Origin of the sequence: Streptomyces sp. NPDC046977 (genome assembly GCF_040644455.1) — a bacterium.
In the GTDB taxonomy this organism is placed as follows: domain Bacteria; phylum Actinomycetota; class Actinomycetes; order Streptomycetales; family Streptomycetaceae; genus Actinacidiphila.
In genome coordinates this window covers 114,739-138,222 of the sequence record NZ_JBEYWO010000018.1, presented here as the reverse complement: position 1 = coordinate 138,222, position 23,484 = coordinate 114,739, and the positions used below count along the sequence as shown (strand labels likewise).

The following is a 23,484-nucleotide window of genomic DNA, read 5'->3' as shown; positions in this document are numbered from 1 at the left end:
GAATTTTCCCGTGCGGGGGAGTCGTGGACGGTGCGGACGGCGGCCATAGACTAGAGCCTCCAGGTGACCTGGAGACGTCACCGACCGGTCACCAGCGCGTACGTCTGCCGGGCGATCTCGTGCTCCTCGTCGGTCGGGACCACCGCCACCGCCACCGTGCTGCCGGCGGCCGACACCAGCCGCGCGGAGCTCGCCCGCACCGCGTTGCGCACACCGTCCAGTTCGATGCCCAGGACCTCCAGGCCCCGCATCGCGGCCTCCCGCACGGCGGCGGAGTTCTCCCCGACGCCCGCGGTGAAGGCGATCGCGTCCACCCGGCCCAGGACGGCGGTGTAGGCGCCGACGTACTTGCGCAGCCGGTGCACGTAGACGTCGAAGGCCAGCTGCGCCGCCTCGTCGCCCTCCGCCATCCGCCGGCCGATCTCCCGCATGTCGTTGTCTCCGGACAGGCCCAGCAGCCCGGAGCGCTTGTTGAGCAGGACGTCCACGTCGTCCACCGACATCCCGCCCACGCGGGTGAGGTGGAAGACCACGGCAGGGTCCACATCACCCGAGCGGGTGCCCATGACCAGGCCCTCCAGCGGGGTCAGGCCCATGGAGGTCTCCACGCACACGCCGTCGCGCACCGCGGAGGCGGAGGCGCCGTTGCCGAGGTGCAGCACGATCACATTGACCTCGGCGGGGTCCTTGCCCAGCAGCGCGGCCGTGGCCCGGCTGACGTACGCGTGCGAGGTGCCGTGGAAGCCGTAGCGGCGCACCTGGTGGGCGTCGGCGGTCTCCCGGTCGATCGCGTAGCGGTACGCGGACTCCGGCAGCGTCGAGTGGAAGGCGGTGTCGAAGACCGCCACCTGCGGCAGGTCCGGGCGCATCGCGCGGGCCACCTTGATGCCGGTGATGTTCGCCGGGTTGTGCAGCGGGGCCAGCGGCACGAGTTCCTCGACGGCCGCCAGCACGGCGTCGTCGACCAGCGTCGGCTCGGTGAACCGGGTGCCGCCGTGCACCACGCGGTGCCCCACGGCGGCCAGTTCGGGGGAGTCCAGGCCGAGGCCGCGGGCGGCCAGTTCGTCCGCGACGGTCTTCAGCGCCTCCGCGTGGCCGACGGCCCCGCCGGGCTCACCGATGTGCTCCACGATCCCGGCCGCCGGGCGGCTGCCATCGGCCATGTCGATGAGCTGGTACTTCACCGACGAGGAGCCGGAGTTGAGGACGAGGACGCGGGTGGCGGTCACGGTGCCTTCCTTGGATCGGTCGGGGCGGCGGCCTGGCCGGGCGCCGCCTGCTCGCCCTGGGCCTGGATCGCCGTGATGGCGACGGTGTTGACGATGTCCTGCACCAGCGCGCCGCGCGACAGGTCGTTGACGGGCTTGCGCAGGCCCTGCAGCACGGGGCCGACGGCCACGGCGCCGGCCGAACGCTGCACCGCCTTGTAGGTGTTGTTGCCGGTGTTGAGGTCCGGGAAGATCAGCACGGTGGCCTTGCCCGCCACCTTCGAGCCGGGCAGCTTGGTCTCGGCGACCTGGGCGTCCACCGCCGCGTCGTACTGGATCGGGCCCTCGACCAGCAGCTCCGGGCGGCGCTCGCGGACCAGTTCGGTGGCCCGGCGCACCTTGTCGACATCGGCGCCCGAGCCGGAGGTCCCGGTGGAGTACGAGAGCATCGCCACCCGGGGCTCCACCCCGAACTGGGCGGCGGTCTCTGCCGACTGGATCGCGATGTCCGCCAGTTGCTCGGCGTCGGGATCGGGGTTGACCGCGCAGTCGCCGTACACCAGCACCTTGTCGGCCAGGCACATGAAGAAGACCGAGGAGACGATCGACGCCTCCGGCACGGTCTTGATGATCTCGAACGCCGGACGGATGGTCGCCGCGGTGGAGTGCACCGCGCCGGAGACCATGCCGTCGGCCAGGCCCTGCTGCACCATGAGCGTGCCGAAGTACGACACGTCGGCGACGACGTCGTAGGCGAGTTCGTAGCTCACGCCCTTGTGGGCGCGCAGCTTGGCGTACAGCTCGGCGAAGTTCTCGCGCAGCGGCGAGGTCTGCGGATCGGTGAGCACCAGGCCGGGGACGTCCACGTCGATGCCGAGTTCGCCGGCCCTCCGGCGGATGGCGTCCTCGTTCCCCAGCAGCACGATGTCGCACACATTACGGCGCAGCAGCACCTCGGCCGCGTGCAGGATCCGCTCCTCGGCGCCCTCCGGCAGCACGACGCGGCGCCGGCCGGAGCGGGCCCGCTCGATGAGCTCGTGCTCGAACATCATCGGGGTGACGCGCTCGCCGCGGACCACCGACAGCCGCTCGCTGAGCTCGGCGCTGTCGACATGTGTCTCGAAGAGGCCGAGCGCCGTCTCGGCCTTGCGCGGAGTGCCCGCGCCGAGCTTCGCCTCCAGCGCGAACAGCTCGGCGGCCGTCGGGAAGCTGCCGGTCGGCACGGACATCACCGGGGTGCCGGGGGCGAGCCGGGCGGCCAGCGCCATGATCTCGGGGCCGGGCACCTCGTCGAGGGTGAGCAGGATGCCCGCGATGGGCGGGGAGCCGGCCGAGTGCGCGGCGAGCGAACCGATGATGAGGTCGGCGCGGTCGCCCGGGGTGATCACCATGCAGCCGGGGGTCAGCGCACGGATGAAGGTGGGCAGCATCGCGCCGCCGAAGACGAAGCCGAGAACGTCGCGGGAGAGCCCGCCGGCGTCGCCGAGCAGCACCTCCGCGCCGAGGGTCTCGACGATCTGGGAGACGGTGGGCGCCGACAGCGCGGGCTCGTCGGGCAGTACGTACGCGGGGACCGGCAGCAGCCGGCGCAGCCGCCCTGCGACCTCGTCCAGAGCCTCCCGGGGCACCCGGTTGGCGATCATGGCGACGATGTCGCAGCCGAAGCCGCTGTAGGACTGGTGGGCGTTGCGCACCTCGTCCACCACCGACTCGGCGGTCTGGTCGCGCCCGCCGACCACCGGGACCACCGAGGCCCCGAACTCGTTGGCGAGGCGGGCGTTGATGCCCATCTCGCCCGGCAGGTTCGTCTCGTGGAAGTCCGAGCCGAGCACGAGCACGGTCTCGTACTCCCGGGCCACCAGGTGGTAGCGCTCGACGAGCACGGCGATCATCGCGTCCCGGCCCTGCTCGGCCTGGAGCGCCGCGGCCTCCTCGTAGCTCAGGCCGAAGGCGGTCGCCGGGTCCTGGGTGAGCCGGAAGCGGCTGCGCAGCAGCTCGAACATCCGGTCCGGGGTGTCGTGCACCAGCGGGCGGAACACGCCCACGCGGTCGACCTGGCGGGTGAGCAGCTCCATGACGCCGAGCTCGACGACCTGCCTGCCGTCCCCCCGGCCGACCCCGGTTACGTACACGCTGCGCGTCACGCGCTCTCTCCGTTCCTGCCGGGCAGCATCTCTGGTCGCTCGCACCGCACCCATTCGGGTGAGGGATGCCTCTTGACATTACAGTCCGCTGTGCGTAAGACGCGCGGTGGGTCAGACACGGATCTACGATGCGAAAGAGGCGACCTGGGACGCTACCGGAGGGAGCGCGGAGCGCCATGCGTATCGGAGTCCTCACCGCGGGTGGCGACTGCCCGGGGCTCAACGCAGTCATCCGTTCGGTGACCCATCGCGCGTTGACGTACCACGGCGACGAGGTGATCGGGTTCGAGGACGGCTTCAAGGGACTGCTGGAGGGCCGCTACCGCACCCTGGACCTGAACTCCGTGAGCGGCATCCTGGCCCGCGGCGGCACGGTGCTCGGCTCCACCCGTCTGGAACGCTCCCGGCTGCACGAGGCCGCCGACAACTGGCGCACGGTGTGCGCGGACTACGGCCTCGACGTGCTCATCCCCATCGGCGGCGAGGGCACCCTCACCGCGGCCCGGCTGCTCGCCGAGGCGGGCATGCCGGTCGTGGGCGTCCCCAAGACCATCGACAACGACATCTCGGCCACCGACCGCACCTTCGGCTTCGACACCGCCGTCACCGTGGCCACCGAGGCCATCGACCGGCTGAAGACCACCGCCGAGTCGCACCAGCGCGTCATGGTCGTCGAGGTGATGGGCCGGCACGCCGGATGGATCGCCCTGGAGTCCGGGATGGCCGGCGGCGCCCACGGCATCTGCCTGCCCGAGCGGGCCTTCGACCCCGCCGACCTCGTGGCGATGGTCGAGGAGCGCTTCGCGCGGGGCAAGAAGTTCGCCGTCGTCTGCGTCGCCGAGGGCGCCCACCCCGCCGAGGGCACGATGCCGTACGTGCACGGCGAGATCGACGCGTACGGCCACGAGCGCTTCGCGGGCATCGGCACGCGGCTCGCCGTCGAGCTGGAGCAGCGCATGGGCAAGGAGGCCCGCCCGGTCATCCTCGGCCACGTCCAGCGCGGCGGCGTCCCCACCCCGTACGACCGGGTCCTGGCCACCCGCTTCGGCTGGCACGCCGTCGAGGCCGCGCACAAGGGCGCCTTCGGCAGCATGACGGCACTGCGCGGCACCGCGATCGAACTGGTGCCGCTGGCGGAGGCGGTGACGGTGCTCAAGCGGGTCCCGGAGGACCGTATGCGGGAGGCGGAGTCCGTGTTCTGACGTTCCGTCATGAAGTGGGTGCTGTCGGCCGGTGTGCCGTCGAGGCCGCGCGCGCCTTCGGCAGCATGACGGCGTCGCGCGGGGCCGCGATCGGGCCGGTGCCGCAGGCGGAGGCGGAGTCCGTGTTCTGACGGGTCGTCAACACGTGCTCCTGCGGGTGCTTTCCGTCGGCACGCCGTCGAGGCCGCGCGGGCCCGCCGGTCCGCACCGCAGGGGCGCTCAGCTCCTGCGGGCGCTCGCCCAGCGGTAGGTGAGTTCGGGGCGTCCCACCTGGCCGTACTGCGGGGCCCGCACGGCGCTGCCGACGTCGACCAGGTGCTCCAGGTAGCGGCGGGCCGTGATGCGGGAGACGCCGACCTGCTGTGCGGCGGCGGTCGCCGACAGTCCCTCCCCGGCATCGCGCAGCGCGGCGGTCACCGCCTCCAGCGTCGGACCGCTCAGGCCCTTGGGGAGTGCCGAGGTCTCGGGGCTGCGCAGCGCCGCCAGCGCGCGGTCCACCTCGTCCTGCCCGGTCGCCTCGCCGCCCGCCAGGTCCTCGCGGTAGCGGGCCCAGCGCTCCAGCCGGTCGCGCAGCGCCGGGAAGGTGAACGGCTTGAGCAGGTACTGCACCACGCCCACCGAGACGGCCTGCCGCACCACCCCCAGGTCGCGGGCCGAGGTCACGGCCACCACGTCCGCGGTGTGCCCGGCGGCCCGCAGCTTGCGCACCACCTGGAGCCCGTGCCCGTCCGGCAGGTTGAGGTCGAGCAGGATCAGGTCCACCTGGTGCCGCTCCAGCGCGCGCAGCGCCGCCCCGCCGGACTGCGCGACGGCCACGACCTCGAAGCCGGGCAGCCGCTCCACGTACAGCCGGTGCGCGTCGGCCGCCACCGGGTCGTCCTCGACCACCAGCACCCTGATCACGCCGGTACCCCCTGCCGCAGCGGCAGCCGTACGGTGAAGGCGGCCCCGCCGGTCTCGGCCCGGTCCAGGTCCACGGTGCCGCCGGCCCGCCGTGCCGCCTGTTCCACCAGGGCCAGGCCCAGTCCGCGGCCCTCGCTCTTGGTGGTCCAGCCGCGCCGGAAGACCTCGCGCACCGTGGCCGGGTCCACGCCGGTTCCGTTGTCGGTGACCCGCAGCAGCAGCACACCGCCGTCCGCACGGGCGGTCACCCCCACGTGCGGGCGGGCCGGGCTGCGGCCGGCGCCCTCGATCGCCGCGTCGATGGCGTTGTCGATCAGGTTGCCCAGGACGGTCACCAGGTCGCGGGAGGCCAGCGCGGCGGGGAGCACGCCGTCGTCGATGCGGCTGTCCTCGCTGACGGTCAGTTCGACGCCGCGCTCGCTCGCCTCGGCCGCCTTGCCCAGCAGCAGTGCCGCCAGCACCGGTTCGCCGACCGCCGCCACCACGCGGTCGGTCAGCGCCTGCGCCAGCTCCAGTTCGGCGGTCGCGAACTCCACCGCCTCGCCCGCGCGGCCCAGTTCGATCAGCGACACGACCGTGTGCAGCCGGTTGGAGGCCTCGTGGGCCTGTGAGCGCAGCGCCTCGGCGAAGCCGCGCACCGAGTCGAGTTCGCCGGTCAGCGCCTGGAGGTCGGTGTGGTCGCGCAAGGTGACCACGGTGCCCCGGCGTTCGCCGCCGAGCACCGGTGCGGTGCTGACCACCACGACCCGCTCCGCGGTCAGGTGCACCTCGTCCACGCGGGGTTCCGCGGCCAGCAGCGCGCCGGTCAGCGAGGTCGGCAGGCCCAGTTCGGCGACGTACGCGCCGACCACGTCCTCGGGCAGCCCGAGCAGTTCGCGCGCCGCGTCGTTGCAGAGCGCCACGCTGCGGTCCGCGTCCAGCAGGATCAGGCCCTCGCGCACCGCGTGCAACGTCGCCTGGTGGTAGTCGTACATCCGGCTCAGCTCGTCGGCGGCCATGCCGTGGGTGTGCCGGCGCAGCCGCGCGTTGGCGAGGTAGGTGCCCACGCCGCCGACCGTCAGCGCCGCCAGCGCGAACCCGATCAGGGCGGTCAACTGGTCGCGCACCTGGCCGGTGATGGCCTGGACGGTGATGCCGATGCTCACCAGCCCCACGATCCGGCCGCCGTCGAGGACGGGGGTGACCACGCGTACGGACGCGCCGAGCGTGCCGGTGTAGGTCTCGGTGAACGTCCGGCCGTGCTGCGCCGGGCCTATGTGCCCGAGGAAGGGCCGGCCTATCTGGCGCGGGTCGGGATGCGTCCAGCGGATGCCGGCCGGGCTCATGATCGTCACGAAGGCGACCCCCGTGTCCTTGCGGACCTGCTCGGCGTACGGCTGGAGCGCGAGCGTGGGGTCCGGGCCACGGATCGCCGCCGCGACGGAGGGCGCGTCGGCGACCGCCCGCGCCGCCGCCGTCACCCGGTCCTCGGCCGCCGCGACCGCGCGGCCGCCGGCGTTGACGTACACGAGCACGGCGATGCCCGCGACCACCATGGCCACGATGACGACCTGCATCGCGAAGAGCTGCCCCGCGAGGCTGCGCGGGCGCGCGCGCCGCCGCGATCCGGGGCTGCGGAAGGGGGTGAGGACCGGCATGCCCACCAGTGTGCACGCGGGCCGCGAACTCAATGAACGCAAACGTGACCTGGCTCACTGCGCGGGCGCATAGTCACCGGGAGTTATCCGATGGCGGGCGCCCGGGACGGCGTCCGGCTGGACCGAGGAGACAAAGGTGTCAGTGCCGGTGCAGAGCCGCAGCCAGGGTCGAAGGGACCGTACCCACTACCTCTACATCGCGGTGGTCGTCGCCGCGATCGCCGGCGCCGTCTTCGGCCTTGTCGCCCCCGACGCGGCGGTCGAACTGAAGCCGATCGGCACCGGCTTCGTGAACCTGATCAAAATGATGATCTCGCCGATCATCTTCTGCACGATCGTGCTCGGCGTCGGTTCGGTACGGAAGGCCGCCAAGGTCGGCAAGGTCGGCGGGCTCGCCCTCGGCTACTTCGTCGCCATGTCCTTCGTGGCGCTGGCCATCGGCCTCGTCGTCGGCAACATCCTCCAGCCCGGCGACGGACTGCACCTGACCGACGCCCTGAAGGACGCGGGCCAGGCCCAGGCCAAGGACGCCCCGGCCGAGTCGCTGCCGGACTTCATCCTCTCGATCATCCCGGTCACCCTGGTCTCGGCGTTCACCGAGGGCCAGGTGCTGCAGACCCTGCTGGTGGCGCTGCTCGTCGGCTTCGGTCTGCAGGCCATGGGCTCCGCGGGCGAGCCGGTGCTGCGCGGCATAGGGCACATCCAGAAGCTGGTCTTCCGCGTGCTGTCCATGATCATGTGGGCGGCGCCGGTGGGTGCCTTCGGCGCCCTCGCGGCGGTGGTCGGCTCCGCGGGCGTCGACGCGCTCAAGGCCCTGGCCACGATCATGCTGGGCTTCTACGTCACCTGCCTGATCTTCGTCGTCGTCGTGCTCGGCCTGATCCTGCGCCTCGTCGCCGGGGTCAACCTCTTCCAGCTGCTGAAGTACCTCGGCCGGGAGTTCCTGCTGATCGTCTCGACCTCCTCCTCGGAGTCGGCGCTGCCCCGCCTCATCGCCAAGATGGAGCACCTCGGCGTCAGCCGCCCGGTCGTCGGCATCACCGTGCCCACCGGGTACTCCTTCAACCTCGACGGCACCATGATCTACCTGACCATGGCCTCGCTGTTCATCGCCGACTCGATGGGCCAGCCGCTGTCCATCGGCCAGCAGATCACGCTCCTGCTCTTCATGATGATCGCCTCCAAGGGCGCGGCCGGCGTCACCGGCGCGGGCCTGGCGACGCTGGCCGGCGCCCTCCAGTCCCACAAGCCGGCCCTCGTCGACGGAGTCGGCCTCATCGTCGGCATCGACCGCTTCATGAGCGAGGCGCGCGCCGTCACCAACTTCGCGGGCAACGCGGTCGCCACCGTCCTCATCGGCACCTGGACCAAGGAGTTCGACCGCGAGCGCGCCGAGCGGGTGTTCGCCGGCGAGCTGCCCTTCGACGAGACCACGCTCGTCGACGACGGCCACGGCGAGCCGTCCGCGCCGGTGTCCACCGAGAAGGAGCCGGCCCCGGCGGCCTGACCGGCCGCCCCCCTCACGTCCCGCCGGGCCCTTCCCCCCCGTCGCCCGGCGGGACCGCAGGTTCCGCTTCCGGCGGTCCCGGGCTTCCGGCAGGAGCCGGGGCCGCCGGTGCGTGATGATCGCCTCATGCCGACGCACACCGGGTACGCCTCCGCGGCATCCGACAGGTACGCCACCAACACCGCGCTGTACGCCGACACCGCCCTGACCGAGGGCACCGACTGGGCCCGGCGCTTCCGCCGCCACGCCGCCGAACGGCCGGGCGACACCGTGGTCCTCGCCCCGCACGCGGGCGGCATCGAGGCCGGCACCTCCGAACTCTGCCTCGCCGTCGCCGGTTACCACCCCGCGGACCTCGCGCCCACCCCGGCCGGCGGCCCGGTGTACGACTACTGGATGTTCGAGGGCCTGCGCCTCACCGGCAACGGCGCCCTCCACGTCACCTCCACCCACTGCGACGACCCCGTCGCCCGCTCGCTGGCCGCGGACAGCCTGCGCGTGCTCGCGCTGCACGGCTGCACCCCCGCGCAGGCGGGCCTCCCGGACGGCGCCCGTGCCGTCCTCGTCGGCGGCGCGGACACCCACTTCGCGGAACGGCTGGGGGCGGCCCTCACCGCGGCCGGCATCCACGCCGTCGACGCCTCGGCGACGAAGGGACTCGCCGGCCGCTCCGCCGCGAACATCTGCAACCGCACCCGGCGCGGCCGCGGGGCCCAACTGGAGATCACCGCCCCGCTGCGCGCCGCGATGTTCGCCGTCAACACCCGTGCCGGGAGGGGGAGCACGACGCGGCCGGTCTTCTGGAGCTTCGTCGGCGCGGCCCGTGCGGCCATCGCGGCCACCGCGTCCTGACGGCACGTCGACGTGGTCTCCCGGGCGTGAGCAGCACCACAGAGAGATCGTTCAAATCTGAACTTTTCTGTGCGACCATCGCTGTGGGGAGAGGAACCGGGGACCCGGACAGCACCCGGCCCCTCTCCCCTCGAGGCGTGTTGGGGGGGCCGGTGTGCAAGGCTCGGACGCCCGCGTACGGCATGGGGATCGATGCGCCGGAGAGTGCGGCGAGGCACTGGGCACGGGACGGCGCGCGAAGTGCTCCAAGAAGTTGGTTTGAGTTCCCGAATATGGCCAACTCCCGCTCCCCGCACGGGAGATAATCACACAGCCCGGCGTTGGGGTGGGGGAGCACGTGCGTCTGCTGCATTTGGCGTAATTCACGCCCTTGCGGCGCGTTTACACGCGCCCTGGGGGCTGCCTGCATCGTTCACCAGCGTGCTGCATCGCCCTTTTTTGTCCGGGATGAGATGATTTTGCCGTATTTCGGACATATGGCGTGCGCCCCCCAACGCACCTTAGTGATCGAGGACCCCGCTATGACTGCCACCCTCATCGTGCAGGCCGACCGTGACGCCGTGACCGCACAACCGCAGACGCGGCGGAGGATCCCGCTGGCGGAGCTGGCCTCCCGCGGCAGCTCCGTGGCCTCTCCGGCCCTCGGGCGCGTGATGCCCGCCGCGGCTTCGGCCGGGAACGTGCCGGTCGCGGCCTTCCAGTCGTTCAGCAGCAAGTAGGTCGGCTCACTCGGGGAGTCCGGGCGCCGCGGTCATGGAAACATCGGCTCCGATCAGGCCGTTATCGCAGTTTGTCCTCAAATTGCACAGTAGGTGTGATTTGGCATGCGATCACTGCTATGTGTACGAGCATGCGGACACAAGCTGGAAGCAGCGGGTCCGGGCGACCCCGGACGACGTGTTCGAACGTGTGGCGGCACGGATCGCCGACCATGCTGCGGCGCACCACCTGGACTCCGTCCAGGTGGTGTTCCACGGGGGAGAGCCCCTGCTGGCCGGTCCGGCACGCATTCGGCGGGCCGCCGAGGCGTTGCGCCGGGCGCTGGACGGACACTGCGCCCTGGATCTGGGCATCCAGACCAACGCCGTCCTCCTGGACGGGCGATTTTGCGACGTCTTCGACGAGTTCGGCATCTCGGTCGGGGTCTCCCTGGACGGCGGCCGGGCCGAGAACGACCGCCACCGGCGGTTCGCGGACGGGCGGAGCAGCTACGACCGCGTGGTGCGGTCGATCGGCCTCCTCCGTGAGCCGCGCTACCGCCATCTGTACGGTGGCCTGCTCTGCACGATCGACGTGGACAACGACCCTCTCGCGGTGTACGACGCCCTCATGGAGCTCGAACCGCCCCGTATCGACTTCCTGCTGCCCCACGCCACCCACGACGCGCCGCCCGCGCGCCCCGGCGGCGCCCGTGCGCCCTACGCGGACTGGCTGCTGACGATCCACCGGCGCTGGACGGAGCAGGGCCGCCCGGTGCCCGTGCGGGTCTTCGACTCCGTACGCCGGATGCTGCGCGGCGAGAGCAGCCTCGTGGAGTCGATCGGCACCGACCCGGTCGACCTCGTCGTGATCGAGACCGACGGGACCTTCGAGCAGGCCGACTCGCTGAAGACCGCGTACGACGGGGCCCCGGCCACCGGGATGGACGTGTTCACGCACTCGCTGGACGAGGTGGCCGCCCACCCCGGGATCGCCGCCCGCCGGCAGGGCAAGGCGGGACTGAGCGACGAGTGCCGCAGGTGCCCGGTCGTCGACGTCTGCGGCGGGGGACTGTACGCGCACCGCTACCGCACAGGGAACGGATTCGCGAATCCGTCCGCGTACTGCGCCGACCTGATGGAGTTGATCCTCGGCATCCGCGACGCCGAGGACGAGGAAGTGGATCGGGAGAATTCGGTGACCACGCTACCCGGGCAGCAGGACCGGTCCCCGCTGACGGAGGACCGGATCGACCAACTGGCCGCGGGGTACGGCGACGCGGACACGGTCGCGGCGCTCGCCGCCGAACAGCTGGAGATCACCCGCGGCCTGCTCACCGCGGTCTGGGAGCGCGCCCCCCGGGACAGCAGGACCGCCGCCGTCTGGCGTGTGCTGGCCGAGGCCGACCAGGCCGCGCCGGACGCCGTGGACACCGTGCTGGCCCATCCGTACGTCAGGCCGTGGGCCCGGCACTGCCTGGAGACGGGCGGCGACGGCGGCGCGGACGTCGCCGGGCTCGCCGAGGTGGCGGCCGCCTCCGTGGTGCGGTCGGCGGGCCGGTATCCCGCGACCGTGCGGGTCCCCGTACGCGACGGGGCGGTACGGCTGCCGGGTCTCGGCCGCGTGCTGGTCGACGCCGCCGACGGCGACGAGGCGGACGTGACCGGGGACGCCGCCGGGTTCAGCGTGAGCGCCGGGGGCCGGACGCTGCGGATCGCCGCTCAGGGCCCGGCGGACGCGTGGTGGCAGCCCGTGCGCCGGGTCGGCCCGGCCGGCCGGACCGTGGCGCTGGAGGACACCGATCCCCGACGCGACGAACACCAGTGGCCGCCGGTGACCCGGCAGGACGATGCCGAGGTCAAGGCCTGGCACGAGGACCTGGTCGCGGCCTGGGACTTCCTCGACCGCGAACTGCCGCGCTACGTCCCGGGGCTGGCCGCCGGGCTCGGGACCGTCACCCCGCTGGTGCCGCCGGGCGACGGCAGCGACGTCAGCGGGGCCGCCCGGCAGGCGTTCGGCGCGGTCGGCATCGCGCGGCCCGCGACGCCGGTCACGCTGGCCCTGCTGCTGGCCCACGAGTTCCAGCACGTGAAGCTCGGTGCCGTGCTGGACCTGATGGACCTGTTCGACCCGGACGACACCCGCCTCTTCCACGCGCCGTGGCGGCCCGACCCGCGCCCGCTGGAGGGGCTGCTCCAGGGGACGTACGCGCACATCGCCGTCGCCGAGTACTGGCGGGTGCTGGCCCGTCAGGGCGCCCCGGGGGCGGCCGGAAGCTTCGCCCGCTGGACCCGCGAGACGGCCGAGGCGATCGACCGGCTCGCCGGCAGCGGTTCGCTCACCCCGCTCGGCGAGCGTTTCGCGGCCCGGATGGCCGGCACCGTCGCGCCATGGCTCCGCGAAGTGAACGGGGACTGAGGTGCACACCCGGGAAAGCCTGACCGACGACCTGCGCGCACTCGGCGTCGCACCCGGCGACGTGCTGCTGGTCCAGGGCTCGTTGCGGGCGGTCGGCCCGGTCGAGGGCGGCGGCCGCGCCGTGGTCGAGGCGCTGCGGGCGGCGCTGGGCGACCGGGGGACGCTGGTGGCGTACGCGGCGACACCGGAGAACTCGATCACCTCGCGGCTCGACCGGCAGCGCACGGCGGGCCTGAACGCGGCGGAACTGGCCGCGTACCGCGAGGCGATGGAGCCGTTCGACCCGCTGACCACGCCCGTGTCGCCCAGTGTGGGGAGGCTGGCCGAGGAGGTCCGCCTCACCCCGGGAGCGCTGCGCAGCGCGCACCCGCACACCTCGTTCACCGCCGTGGGCCCCGCGGCCCGCACCATCACCGAGGGCCACGCGCTGGAGAGCCATCTGGGCGAGGAGTCGCCCACGGCCCGGCTCTACGACCTGCGGGGCCGGGCCCTGCTCATCGGCGTGGACCTGTGGGTGTGCACGGCCTACCACCTGGCCGACTACCGCGCCGTCCCGCCGCCGGACCGCCCCTACCAGGCCCTGGTGCGGAGCGCGGACGGCGGCAAGGAGTGGGTGTCGTTCGAGGCGGCGGACATCGACGACCGTCACTTCCCGCGTCTCGTCCCGGTGGTGGCACGCGAGTGCGCGGTGCTGAACGGGTCGTTCGGCGACGCGTCCTGCCATCTGGTGCCCATCGCGGACGCGGTGGATGTCATCGCCAAATGGCTTGCGGAAAACCCTCGTTGACCGCTCGTCCGGAAAATTGATGGTCATGCGCTATTCCGCAGGAGAAACAGCGGTTCCTACACTGAGGTTCCCTCACGAGGGGCGGGACGGGAACCTGTGGGTCGGGGCGGGGGAGATGGCGCATGGCATTACCCGTGGGGCAGGGAGACGCCTCGGACAAGCCCTATTTCTTTCTCAGCTACGCGCACACCCCCAGGAACGACCCTTCGGATCCCGATCCCGACCTGTGGGTCGCCAAGCTCTACAACGACCTGTGCGCGCACATCCTGCAGATGACGACCCTGCCCGCCGGGGTCAAGGCGGGCTTCATGGACCGGGGGATGAACGTCGGTGAGGGCTGGCCGGAATCGCTGGCCGAGGCGCTGGCGCACTGCAGGGTCTTCGTCCCGCTGTACTCGCCCCGCTACTTCCGCAGCCAGCAGTGCGGCAAGGAGTGGTACGCCTTCTCGCAGCGCGCGGTGTACCACCGGGCCGTGCACGAGGGCCCGATATCCGGCATCGTGCCCGCGCTGTGGGTGCCGGTGGCCGCGAACGACATGCCCGGCCCGGCCGAGGGGCTGCAGTTCAACCACGCGGACTTCGGTGAGGACTACGCCGCCGAGGGCTTCTACGGGCTGATCAAGCTCAGCTACCTCAAGCACGAGTACGAGCGCGCCGTCTACCGCCTCGCGCAGCGCATCGTGCAGGTGGTCGAGGAGACCAAGATCGCCAAGGGGCGGCACGTCGACTACCACCACGTCCCCAGCGCCTTCGGGCCCCCGGGCGCCAGCCGGCCGCTGCGTGTGACGGTACTCGCCTGCTGCAACTCGGAGGAGCTGCCGGAAGGCCGCAGCGGCACCTGCTACGGGCCCTCGCCCCGCGACTGGAACCCGTACCACCCGCAGAGCAGCCGGCCGCTCGCCGACCATGCGGCCGACCTCGCGCGCAACCTCGACTACCGGGTCACGGTCGGGGTGTTCGAGGAGGAGATGGACCGGCTGCTGGACCCGACGCCCACCGCTCCCGGACTGCTGCTGCTCGACCGCTGGGCCATGGGCTCCCCGGACCGGCGCGAGATGCTGACCCGCTTCGGCGACGGGCGGCGGCCCTGGATCAGCGTCCTCGTGCCCTGGAACAGGGCGGACCCCGACTCCAATGGCCACGAGGAGGGCCTGCGCCGCATCGCCGACGAGGCCCTGGAACCGGGCCGGACCGACGGCCCCGGCGGCCTGCGCTTCCTCCGCAACAGCATCCCCAGCCTCGAGGCGTTCAGCGACGACGTGCCGAAGGCCGTGGGGCTGGCCGCCAAGCACTACGCCGCCCACGCCCCGGCGTTCCCGCCGCAGGGGCCGCACAGCGCGCGCCCCCGGCTGCGCGGCCCCTCCGCCGGAGCGTACGGACCCGAACGCTCCTCCCCGTACGGCCTGTACGACGACCGCGGCACCACGGAACCCGACAAACCGGAGGGCCAGGATGACCGAGAGCCGTAACGGACGTGTGATCACGTTCTACTCGTACAAGGGCGGCACCGGTCGCACCATGGCCCTGGCGAACACCGCCTGGATCCTCGCGGCCAACGGCCACCGGGTGCTGACCGTGGACTGGGACCTCGAAGCGCCGGGGCTCTTCCGTTTCTTCCATCCCTTCCTGGACTCCTCGGCGCTGGCGGCCACCACGGGCATGATCGACCTGATCACCGAGTACCGCGAGGAGGCGCTGCGCGATGTGCCGCGCCCGCCCGACTGGCACCGCCAGTTCGCCCGGGTACGCCCGCACGCGATATCCCTCAACTGGGGGTTCCCCGACGGCGGGAGCCTGGACTACCTGTCCGCGGGCCGCCAGGACCGCAACTACTCCACCGCGCTGACCGGCATCGACTGGGACGTGTTCTACGACCGCTTCGGGGGCGGCCAGTTCCTGGACGCCATGCGCGCGGACATGCGGCGCCACTACGACTACGTCCTCATCGACAGCCGCACCGGCCTCAGCGACATCGCCGACATCTGCACCGTCCACATGCCCGACGAGCTGGTGGTCTGCTTCACCCTCAGCGACCAGAGCATCTACGGTGCCGCCGCCGTCGCCCGCGACATCGAGGAGCGGTACAGCGGCCGCGGCATCCGCATCTTCCCCGTGCCCATGCGTATCGACGACGGCGAGAAGGAGAAGGCCGACGCGGGGCGGGCGCTGGCCCGCACCCAGTTCGAGGGGCTCCCGGCCGGCCTCGGGGACGAGGAGCGCATCGCCTACTGGGGGTCGGTGGAGATCCCGTACCGGCCCTTCTACGCCTACGAGGAGATCCTGGCGACGTTCGGCGACGCGCCCGGCCTGTCCAGTTCGATGCTCTCCGCCTGCGAGCGCCTGACCGCCATGGTCTCCGGCGGCGCCGTCACCTCGCTGCCCCCGCTCCCCGAGCCGGAACGGCTGCGCTGGGCGGCGGAGTTCACCCGGCGCCGGCCCGTACCGCCGTCCGGTCTCGTCCTGGCGTACGTGCCCGAGGACCGCATGTGGGCGGACTGGATCGAATGGCTCCTCACCCGGGCCGGCTTCCGGGTCGTGCCCTGGGACGTGGAGACCCATGCCGCCCCGGCGGAACAACCCGTCGGAGCCGGTTCCTCCTCCCGTACGCTCATCGTGCTCTCGGCCGCCTATCTGCGCTCGCGCCGGGCCATGCGGGTGTGGGAGTCGAACTCCGGCACCGACCACTCGGGCCAGCAGCACCAGCTGCTGCCGATCCGGGTCGGCGACGTGCGCCCCGGCCCGCCGCTGGCCCAGCGCAGCCCGGTGAGCCTGGTGCGGCTCGACCACGAGGCGGCCGCCTCCACGCTGCTGCGCGCCCTCGGCCGCGACGACACGGACCTGAACCAGGCCTCGATGGCGGGCGGCCCGCGCTATCCCGTCGGCGACCCCAAGGTGTCCAACCTCCGGCCCCGCAACACCTTCTTCACCGGCCGCTCCACCGTGCTGGACCGGCTGCGCGACCGCCTGGGCGGCGGCAACCCCTCGGTCCAGCCGTTCCCCCAGACCCTCCACGGTCTCGGCGGCGTCGGCAAGACCCAGGTGGCGCTGGAGTACGCGCACCGCTTCAAGGCCGACTACGACCTCGTGTGGTGGATCGAGGCCGAGCAGGAGGACCGGATCGCGCCCTCCCTGGCCGAGCTCGCCCGCAGGCTGGAGCTCAGGGTCGGCGACAGTGTGTCCGAGGCGGCCGAGGCGGCCCGCGAGGAGCTGATGACCGGCACGCGGTTCGCGCGCTGGCTGCTGGTGTTCGACAACGTCGAGGACCCCGAGCGGGTCCGCCGGTTCTTCCCCGGAGGGCGCGGCCACATCGTGGTCACCGCCCGGAACAAGCCGCCGACCGGTCCGACCGAGCCGCTGGAGATCGAGGTCTTCAACCGCGCGGAGAGCGTGGAGCACCTGCGCCGGCGCGTCGGTGGCATGAGCCGCGAGGACGCGGCGCAGGTGGCGGAGGCGGTCGGGGACCTGCCGCTGGCCGTCGAGGTGGCCGCCGCGTGGCTGGCCGAGACCGCGACGCCGGTGGACGTCTACGTGCAGCAGCTCAAGGAGCAGACCACCAAGGCGCTGTCGGTCACCACGGCGGCCGGTTACCCGCGGGAGGTCGGGGCGACCTGGAGCATCTCCATCAGCCGGCTGCGCAACCAGTCCAAGGCCGCCGTCCGGCTGCTGGAGCTGTGCGCGTTCTTCGCGGCGGAGCCGATCTCGATGACCCTCATCGAGAGCGATTCCATGATCCAGGCGCTGCTCCCGTACGACCCCCAGCTCCGCGACCGCTACATGCTCGGCAAGGTCATCCAGGCCGTCAACCGCTTCGCGCTCGCCAAGGTCGACCCGGCCGACAGCAGTATCCAGGTGCACCGGCTGGTGCAGGCGGCCGTGCGCTCGGAGATGTCCGACGACGACCAGCAGGAGACGATGCACGAGGTGCACCGCATCCTCGCCGAGGCACGGCCTCCCGAGGACGCCATCAACGACCCGGCGAACTGGCCCGGCTTCGAGCTGATCTGGCCGCACCTGGCACCGTCGCAGGCCGAGGACTGCCGCGAGGAGAAGCCGCGGCAGCTGCTGGTCAACCGCGTCCGCTACCTGTGGAAGAGCGGCGCGCTGGAGCAGGCCCGGATCCTGGCCGAGCAGTTGCTGCACAACTGGAAGCAGTCCCTCGGCGAGGACGACCTGCAGACCCTCAACCTGCAGTTCGAGCTCGCCAACGTGCTGCGCTCGCAGGGCAGGTACCAGGAGGCCCGGCAGTACGACGAGGACACCCTCGCCCGGCAGACCTCCCTGCTGCCGGAGGGCCACCCCCACACCCTGATCACCGGCGGCAGCCTCGCCGCGGACCTGCGGGCGCTCGGCCGCTTCCAGGAGGCCCGCGAACGCGACGAGCAGATCTACGCGGGCTTCAAGGACATCTTCGGCGAGCAGCACCCGCGCTCCCTCGTCGCGGCCAACAACCTCGCCATCGACTACCGGCTCACCGGGGACTCCGAGCTCGCCAGGCGCCTGGACCAGGAGACCGTCGACCGGCGCAGCCCGATGCTCGGCGACCGCCATCCGTACACCCTGTCCACCAAGGCCAACCTCGCCCGCGACCTGCGGGAGATCGGCGACTACACCGGCTCCGTCGCCATGCTCGAAGAAGTGATGGACGTCTTCCAGGACGTCCTCAACCCCGACGTGCCGGAGACGCTGCGCAACTCCAAGAGCCTCGCCGTCTCGCTGCGCAAGGCGGGCCGCGCCGCCGAGTCGATGCGGCTCACCCAGGTGACCTACGACCGCTACCTGGAGCGGTACGGTCCCGACGTGCCCGACACACTGGCCTGCGCGCTCAACCTCGCCGCCGAGTACTCGGCGGCCGGCGACAAGGTGAAGGCCCGCGACCTGGCCCTCGACGCGCTGTCCTCCTACCGGCGCCTGCTGGGCGACGACCATCCGTTCACCCTGGCCTGCCGCAACAACCTCGCCATCTACCTGCGGGGCAGCGGCGACGCGGCGGAGGCCGTGGCGGTCGGCACCGACACCCTGGCCCGGCTGGAGCGCGCGGTGGGCGCACGCCACCCGTACACGCTGAACTGCATGATCAACCTCGGTAACGCGCAGGGCGAACTCGGCGACAGCGAGCGCGCCGTGGCCCTCCTGGAGACCGCCCTGCGGGGACTCACCGAGCGGTACGGGCCCGAACACCCCGATGCCCTGGCCTGCGAGATCAACCTCGCGTACGCCCTGCGGCAGTCCGGCCGGCACGCCCGCGCACAGCAGATCCGCGGCAGGGTGCTGCCCGAGTGCGTACGGCTGCTGGGCGAGGAGCACCCCCTCAGCCGGGCGGCCCGCGAGTGGTTCCGGGTCAACCGGGACCTGGAACCCCAGCCGGTGTGAGCGGCGGTCAGGCGGGCACCGAGCGCGCCTGACCGCCCCCGGCGGCAGCCCAGGCCAGGATGCGGGGCAGCACGGACAGGGCCGCGAAGTGCGCGGCCCCCGGCTGGACCACCATGATCGCGCCGGGGATGTGCTCCGCCAGCCAGCGGGAGTGCGCCACCGGCGAGAACACGTCGGCCTCGCCGTGCCACAGCAGCACCGGCACCGCGATCCGGTCCAGGCCGAACCCCCAGCTCCGGTTGAACGCGAGGGTGTCGTCGATCCAGCCGTCGGCCGACGTGCGCAGCGCCTCCGCGTAGGTGCGCAGCAGCATCATGCGCAGGCCCGCGTCCGCGATCACCTGCTGGTCCGGTTCGGGCATCTCCGGCCGGAGCAGGGCGAGCAGACTGGCCGGGTCGTCGCGGATGGTGCGCGACCGCAGTTCCAGCCGGGCGGCGAGCCGCCGCTGCGCCGCGTCCGCCGAGGTGTGGTCACGCACATTGGACCGGGTCATCCCCGCATGCCAGGCGAGCCCTTGAGCGTCCCGGGGCGCGAGCCCGACCAGTACCGCCGCCCGGGTCACCCGGCCGGGCAGCAGCGCGGCGCAGGCGAGCGTGTGCGGTCCGCCGCCCGAGCGGCCGACCACCGCGAACTCGTCCAGGGCCAGGGCATCGGCGATCGCCGCGACGTCGGCCGCGGCGTCCGCGACCCGCCGGCCGGGCAGCCGCTCGGAACCGCCGTACCCGGGCCGGTCGAAGGAGATCATCCGCACCCCCAGCCGGTACAGCACCGCACTGCGCGGCAGCGGGCCGAGCCTGCTGCCGGGACTGCCGTGCAGCAGGAAGACGGGTCTGCCCCGGGGATCGCCCAGGGTCTCCACCGCCAGTTGCCTGCCGTCCCCCGCCCGTACCACGCGCACTCCGAGCGGCCCCCTTCCCGCGTTCCCGTGTGTTCCCCGTGTTCCGCCGCCGGTCCTCACACGCGCATCTCGCGCCGTGCCTGCCAGGTGGTGTGCTCCCGGGACACCGCGTCCTCGGCGTCCCGGGTGAGCTGCGACCACAGGTGCTCGGCATGCGGGTCGTCCAGGTCCAGCGACGTCAACTGGACACGGATCAACTCCAGTTCATCGGCCGCCACCCGGTATGCGGCGGCCAGTGGGCTGTACTGGCGCAGTTGCGCCCAGGCCGCGACCGATGCCGTGATGGCCGACACGAAACCCAGCGTGTCAAAGGGGGACCAGCCGCCCGCCCGCATGATCAGGAAGAGGACGCCGAGCAGCGGGAACGCCATGGCGAGATGCCCGGCCCGCCGTCCGTTCACCTCGCAGCGGGCCGCCTTCACCTTGTACCACTCGTGCTGGATCCGGATGCGCTCCCGCAGGTAGACGTCGTGCCGTACGCGCAGCGGCGCGTCCCGCAGCCGCCGCATCGCCGGCGTGATGTCCCTGTCGACGTGGGAGGGAAGAGCCCTGCTGCGCCGGAAGGTGTGCAGGACGTCACCGAGCTGGAGCCGGTACAGGGCGTCCGGGGCGCGTTCGTCGCCGGGCGGTGTGAAGGGGTCGGCCCTGATCGAGTACTTCCAGGCGAGCGTCTTCATGGACTCGGCCAGCGCCCGGCCCTCGTACCAGAGAGCCTGCGGATTCTGGCGGTGGATCACCCAGGTGGTCCACGCGGCGAGCGCGAACAGGATCGCCGCGAGCCATGAGGCCCAGTGCAGGCGGCCCGCGGTGGGGTCGAACGAACTGAAGACGGAGGCCACCGTGAGGAGGCCGAGCTGCTGCCGTGACAGCCGTACGGTCTGCGCCTGGCCCCGCAGCGACGCCCGGTCCGCGGCCCGGAACAGTTCCGGGAGCAAATCGCGTTCACTCACCATCGACAGCGGCCCCCCGCACTCGCTGAATCCCGCGTCGTCCCAGTATGGGGGCATCGGGGTCGGCCGCCCAGTATGCGTTCGGCCGAACTGCGCCTGTTCGCGGGGGGCTTGGGGGCGAAGGCGCGCGGGCGTGGTGCCGTGCGGGGCGGGGAGCGCGCCGGGTGCCGCCGCGAGCACCCGGCACTCTCCCCGTGAAGCGGCCCGCTACGCCGGCCGCAGCCAGACCGTGGCCAGCGGCGGCAGCGTGAGCTGCACGCTCTGCCGGCGGCCGTTCCAGCCGACGGGCTCGGACTTCAGCGGCTCCGCGTTGGTGACGTCGCCGCCCCCGTACGCCGCGGCGTCGGTGTTCAGCACCTCACGCAGTGCCTCCACGCCGTCCGGGACACCGATCCGGTAGCCCTGGCGGACCACCGGCGAGAAGTTGCTGACCGCGATCAGCGGGTCGCCGGCCGCGTCGAGGCGGACGAAGGAGAACACGTTGTCCTCGGCCGCGCCGCCGTCGATCCAGGCGAACCCCTCCGGCGAGGTGTCGCGCTGCCACAGCGAGGGCGTGCCCCGGTACACCGTGTTGAGGTCGCGCACCAGGTCGCGCACGCCCCGGTGGTCGCCGGCGGCGGAGTAGGTCTCGTCGAGCAGCCACCAGTCCGGGCCGTGATCGTGCGACCATTCCGCGCCCTGGGCGAACTCCTGCCCCATGAAGAGCAGTTGCTTGCCCGGGTGGGCCCACATGAAGCCCAGGTAGGCGCGGTGGGTGGCGCGCTGCTGCCACCAGTCGCCCGGCATCCGGTTCACCAGCGAGCCCTTGCCGTGGACGACCTCGTCGTGCGAGATCGGCAGCACGTAGTTCTCGCTGTAGGCGTACACCATCGAGAAGGTCATCTCGTTGTGGTGGTACTTGCGGTGCACGGGCTCGTGCTTGACGTACTCCAGCGAGTCGTGCATCCAGCCCATGTTCCACTTCAGGCCGAAGCCCAGCCCGCCGAAGCCGGTCGGGCCGACCTCGTGGGTGGCGCGGGTGACGCCGTCCCAGGCCGTGGACTCCTCGGCGATGGTGACCACGCCGGGGCAGCGGCGGTAGACGGTCGCGTTCATCTCCTGGAGGAAGGCGACCGCGTCCAGGTCCTCCCGCCCGCCGTACACGTTCGGCGCCCAGTCGCCGTCCTCGCGCGAGTAGTCCAGGTAGAGCATCGAGGCGACGGCGTCGACGCGCAGCCCGTCGATGTGGAACTCCTCGCACCAGTAGACCGCGTTCGCGACGAGGAAGTTGCGGACCTCGGTGCGGCCGAAGTCGAACTCCAGCGTCCCCCAGTCCGGGTGCTCGCCGCGCCAGGCGTGCTCGTAGACGTTCGCGCCGTCGAACTGCGCCAGTGCCCACTCGTCCTTGGGGAAGTGGGCCGGCACCCAGTCCATGATCACGCCGATGCCCGCCCGGTGCAGGGCGTCCACCAGGAACTTGAAGTCGTCGGGGGTGCCCATCCGCGCGGTCGGCGCGTAGTACGACGTGACCTGGTAGCCCCAGGAGCCGCCGAAGGGGTGCTCGGCGACCGGCATCAGCTCCACGTGCGTGAAGCCCAGGTCGCGGACGTACGCCGGGAGCTGCTCGGCGAGTTCGCGGTACGACAGCCCCGGCCGCCAGGAGGCCAGGTGCACCTCGTACACCGAGAACGGCGCCTCGTGCACGGGCACGTCGCCGCGCCGGGCCATCCACTCGGCGTCCTGCCACGCGTGGTGCGAGGCGGTGACCACCGAGGCCGTGGCGGGCGGCGTCTCGGTGCGGCGGGCCATGGGGTCGGCCTTGAGGCGGTGGGCGCCGTCCGGGCCGCAGATGTCGAACTTGTAGCGCTGCCCCTCGCCGACGCCGGGCAGGAACAGCTCCCACACACCGGAGGAGCCCAGCGAGCGCATCGGGAAGGCCGTGCCGTCCCAATGGTCGAAGTCGCCGACCACGCGCACGCCGCGGGCGTTCGGCGCCCAGACGGTGAAGCGGGTGCCCGTCACCCCGTCGTGGGTCATCGGCTCGGCGCCGAGTGCCTTCCACAGCTGCTCGTGCCGGCCCTCGCCGATCAGGTGCAGGTCGAACTCGCCGAGCGCGGGCAGGAACCGGTAGGGGTCGTGGACCTCCTGCTCCTGGCCGTCGTACGTCACGAGCAGCCGGTGGGCCGATGCGTCCGTCGGCGGCAGCACCGCGGCGAACAGTCCGTCGCCCTCGTCGCGCAGTGCCGCCCGCGTCCCGTCGCCGGTGACGACCGCCACCGCCTGCGCGTACGGGCGCAGGGCGCGCACCACCACGCCGTCCGCCACCGGGTGGGCGCCCAGCAGGGCGTGCGGGTCGTGGTGCGAACCGTCCAGCAGCCGCCACCGGTCGCCGGCGTCCAGCGCCGGGGCGGGACGTACGTCGGCGGGCGCGGCGGCCGCTGCCGGCCGGGTCGCCTCGGCCCCGGGCGGCGGCGCCTGGTGGCCGACCGCGACGGTGCCGGGCACGGACGCGGGCACGGTGCGGGGCGCGCCGCCCGAGGCGGGCGGCCGGTCGGAGCCGGCGGGGTCGTAACCGCGTGCGACGGCCTCGGAGGTGGGGGCGTCCGCCGCGGAGGGGCGCTCCGCCTTGCGCCGGGAGCCCGACGACGCGGCGGCATCCGCGGACCGTCCCGTCCGGCCGCCCTGCGCGGCCCGCGCCGCCTGCCCGGTCTTCGGCGCCTTCGCCCCGCGGGCCGGCTTCGCCGGACGGGCGGACGGGCCCGGCGACGCCGCGGCGAGCGGTGGCACTGAACCCTCGGGCCCGCCGCCGGGCGTGGAACGCGCGGCGCCGGACGGCCCGTTCCCGCCGGGGCCGGGGCCGGGGGTGCCGGGATCGGCGTCGGGGAACGGCTGACGATCGGTCACGATCAGGTCCTCCTCGGTAGGGCGCG

15 protein-coding genes are annotated in these 23,484 nt (G+C 72.7%); 8 read left to right on the top strand and 7 right to left on the bottom strand.

The features are described 5' to 3' along the window. Positions 1-77: 77 nt before the first annotated feature. Positions 78-1,229 (bottom strand): acetate kinase, encoded by a 1,152-nt coding sequence (locus tag ABZ883_RS25375; RefSeq protein WP_360909794.1) that lies wholly within the window; start codon positions 1,227-1,229, stop codon positions 78-80. Next, entirely contained in the window at positions 1,226-3,352 is a 2,127-nt protein-coding gene (gene pta, locus ABZ883_RS25370) for a phosphate acetyltransferase (protein ID WP_360909790.1), read from the bottom strand. Before pta ends, ABZ883_RS25375 begins: the two co-directional genes overlap by 4 nt. Positions 3,353-3,528: 176 nt before the next feature. Between pta and ABZ883_RS25365 the strand changes: the two genes are divergently transcribed. Beyond that, on the top strand, positions 3,529-4,554 hold the full coding sequence (locus tag ABZ883_RS25365; RefSeq protein WP_360909788.1) for an ATP-dependent 6-phosphofructokinase: 1,026 nt from the start codon (positions 3,529-3,531) through the stop codon (positions 4,552-4,554). 219 nt (positions 4,555-4,773) lie between these two features. Here the strand turns inward: ABZ883_RS25365 and ABZ883_RS25360 are convergent, their stop codons facing one another. Together ABZ883_RS25360 and ABZ883_RS25355 are read right to left on the bottom strand one after the other, a co-directional pair. Next, on the bottom strand, positions 4,774-5,457 hold the full coding sequence (locus ABZ883_RS25360; protein WP_360909786.1) for a response regulator: 684 nt from the start codon (positions 5,455-5,457) through the stop codon (positions 4,774-4,776). Beyond that, positions 5,454-7,094: a sensor histidine kinase gene (locus ABZ883_RS25355; RefSeq protein WP_360909784.1), complete on the bottom strand. Its 1,641-nt coding sequence runs from the start codon at positions 7,092-7,094 to the stop codon at positions 5,454-5,456. The genes ABZ883_RS25360 and ABZ883_RS25355 overlap by 4 nt, the downstream gene beginning before the upstream one ends. Before the next feature lie 142 nt (positions 7,095-7,236). Here ABZ883_RS25355 and ABZ883_RS25350 point away from each other — a divergent pair, with 142 nt between their 5' ends. The 7 genes from ABZ883_RS25350 (at position 7,237) to fxsT (ending at position 18,727) form a co-directional block, all read left to right on the top strand. Continuing rightward, the gene (locus ABZ883_RS25350; RefSeq protein WP_360909950.1) at positions 7,237-8,601 is read left to right on the top strand and encodes a cation:dicarboxylase symporter family transporter; all 1,365 of its coding nucleotides are present in this window, start codon (positions 7,237-7,239) and stop codon (positions 8,599-8,601) included. A gap of 126 nt (positions 8,602-8,727) precedes the next feature. Next, on the top strand, positions 8,728-9,453 hold the full coding sequence (locus ABZ883_RS25345; protein ID WP_360909782.1) for a poly-gamma-glutamate hydrolase family protein: 726 nt from the start codon (positions 8,728-8,730) through the stop codon (positions 9,451-9,453). Positions 9,454-9,974: 521 nt separating this feature from the next. Further along, entirely contained in the window at positions 9,975-10,172 is a 198-nt protein-coding gene (gene fxsA, locus ABZ883_RS25340; RefSeq protein WP_360909780.1) for an FxSxx-COOH cyclophane-containing RiPP peptide, read from the top strand. A 34-nt stretch (positions 10,173-10,206) separates the two neighbouring features. Beyond that, entirely contained in the window at positions 10,207-12,570 is a 2,364-nt protein-coding gene (locus ABZ883_RS25335; RefSeq protein ID WP_360909778.1) for an FxsB family cyclophane-forming radical SAM/SPASM peptide maturase, read from the top strand. Between the two features lies 1 nt (position 12,571). After that, positions 12,572-13,357 (top strand): AAC(3) family N-acetyltransferase, encoded by a 786-nt coding sequence (locus tag ABZ883_RS25330; protein ID WP_360909776.1) that lies wholly within the window; start codon positions 12,572-12,574, stop codon positions 13,355-13,357. A gap of 122 nt (positions 13,358-13,479) precedes the next feature. Then, positions 13,480-14,826: a TIR-like protein FxsC gene (locus tag ABZ883_RS25325; protein ID WP_360909774.1), complete on the top strand. Its 1,347-nt coding sequence runs from the start codon at positions 13,480-13,482 to the stop codon at positions 14,824-14,826. Further along, a complete protein-coding gene (fxsT, locus tag ABZ883_RS25320) occupies positions 14,810-18,727 on the top strand; it encodes an FxSxx-COOH system tetratricopeptide repeat protein (RefSeq protein ID WP_360909772.1) in 3,918 nt (1,305 codons plus the stop codon). The genes ABZ883_RS25325 and fxsT overlap by 17 nt, the downstream gene beginning before the upstream one ends. A gap of 7 nt (positions 18,728-18,734) precedes the next feature. Here fxsT and ABZ883_RS25315 read toward each other — a convergent pair whose 3' ends face one another. The 3 genes from ABZ883_RS25315 to glgB form a co-directional block, all read right to left on the bottom strand. After that, positions 18,735-19,625 carry an alpha/beta hydrolase gene (locus tag ABZ883_RS25315; protein WP_360909770.1) on the bottom strand — a complete coding sequence of 297 codons (891 nt, stop codon included), beginning with the start codon at positions 19,623-19,625 and terminating at the stop codon, positions 18,735-18,737. A 56-nt stretch (positions 19,626-19,681) separates the two neighbouring features. After that, positions 19,682-20,578 carry a DUF4231 domain-containing protein gene (locus ABZ883_RS25310; RefSeq protein ID WP_360909768.1) on the bottom strand — a complete coding sequence of 299 codons (897 nt, stop codon included), beginning with the start codon at positions 20,576-20,578 and terminating at the stop codon, positions 19,682-19,684. A gap of 204 nt (positions 20,579-20,782) precedes the next feature. After that, complete coding sequence (gene glgB / locus ABZ883_RS25305) at positions 20,783-23,458, bottom strand: 1,4-alpha-glucan branching enzyme (protein ID WP_360909766.1); 2,676 nt, start codon at positions 23,456-23,458, stop codon at positions 20,783-20,785. Between the last annotated feature and the right edge of the window lie 26 nt (positions 23,459-23,484).

What these genes read in the sequence shown, in the direction of transcription:
- fxsT (WP_360909772.1), top strand. Translation starts at nt 14,810, where the DNA reads ATGACCGAGAGCCGTAACGGACGTGTGATCACGTTCTACTCGTACAAG.
- ABZ883_RS25355 (WP_360909784.1), bottom strand. Translation starts at nt 7,094, where the DNA reads ATGCCGGTCCTCACCCCCTTCCGCAGCCCCGGATCGCGGCGGCGCGCG.
- fxsA (WP_360909780.1), top strand. Translation starts at nt 9,975, where the DNA reads ATGACTGCCACCCTCATCGTGCAGGCCGACCGTGACGCCGTGACCGCA.
- ABZ883_RS25345 (WP_360909782.1), top strand. Translation starts at nt 8,728, where the DNA reads ATGCCGACGCACACCGGGTACGCCTCCGCGGCATCCGACAGGTACGCC.
- ABZ883_RS25325 (WP_360909774.1), top strand. Translation starts at nt 13,480, where the DNA reads ATGGCATTACCCGTGGGGCAGGGAGACGCCTCGGACAAGCCCTATTTC.
- ABZ883_RS25335 (WP_360909778.1), top strand. Translation starts at nt 10,207, where the DNA reads ATGGAAACATCGGCTCCGATCAGGCCGTTATCGCAGTTTGTCCTCAAA.
- ABZ883_RS25365 (WP_360909788.1), top strand. Translation starts at nt 3,529, where the DNA reads ATGCGTATCGGAGTCCTCACCGCGGGTGGCGACTGCCCGGGGCTCAAC.
- ABZ883_RS25310 (WP_360909768.1), bottom strand. Translation starts at nt 20,578, where the DNA reads ATGGTGAGTGAACGCGATTTGCTCCCGGAACTGTTCCGGGCCGCGGAC.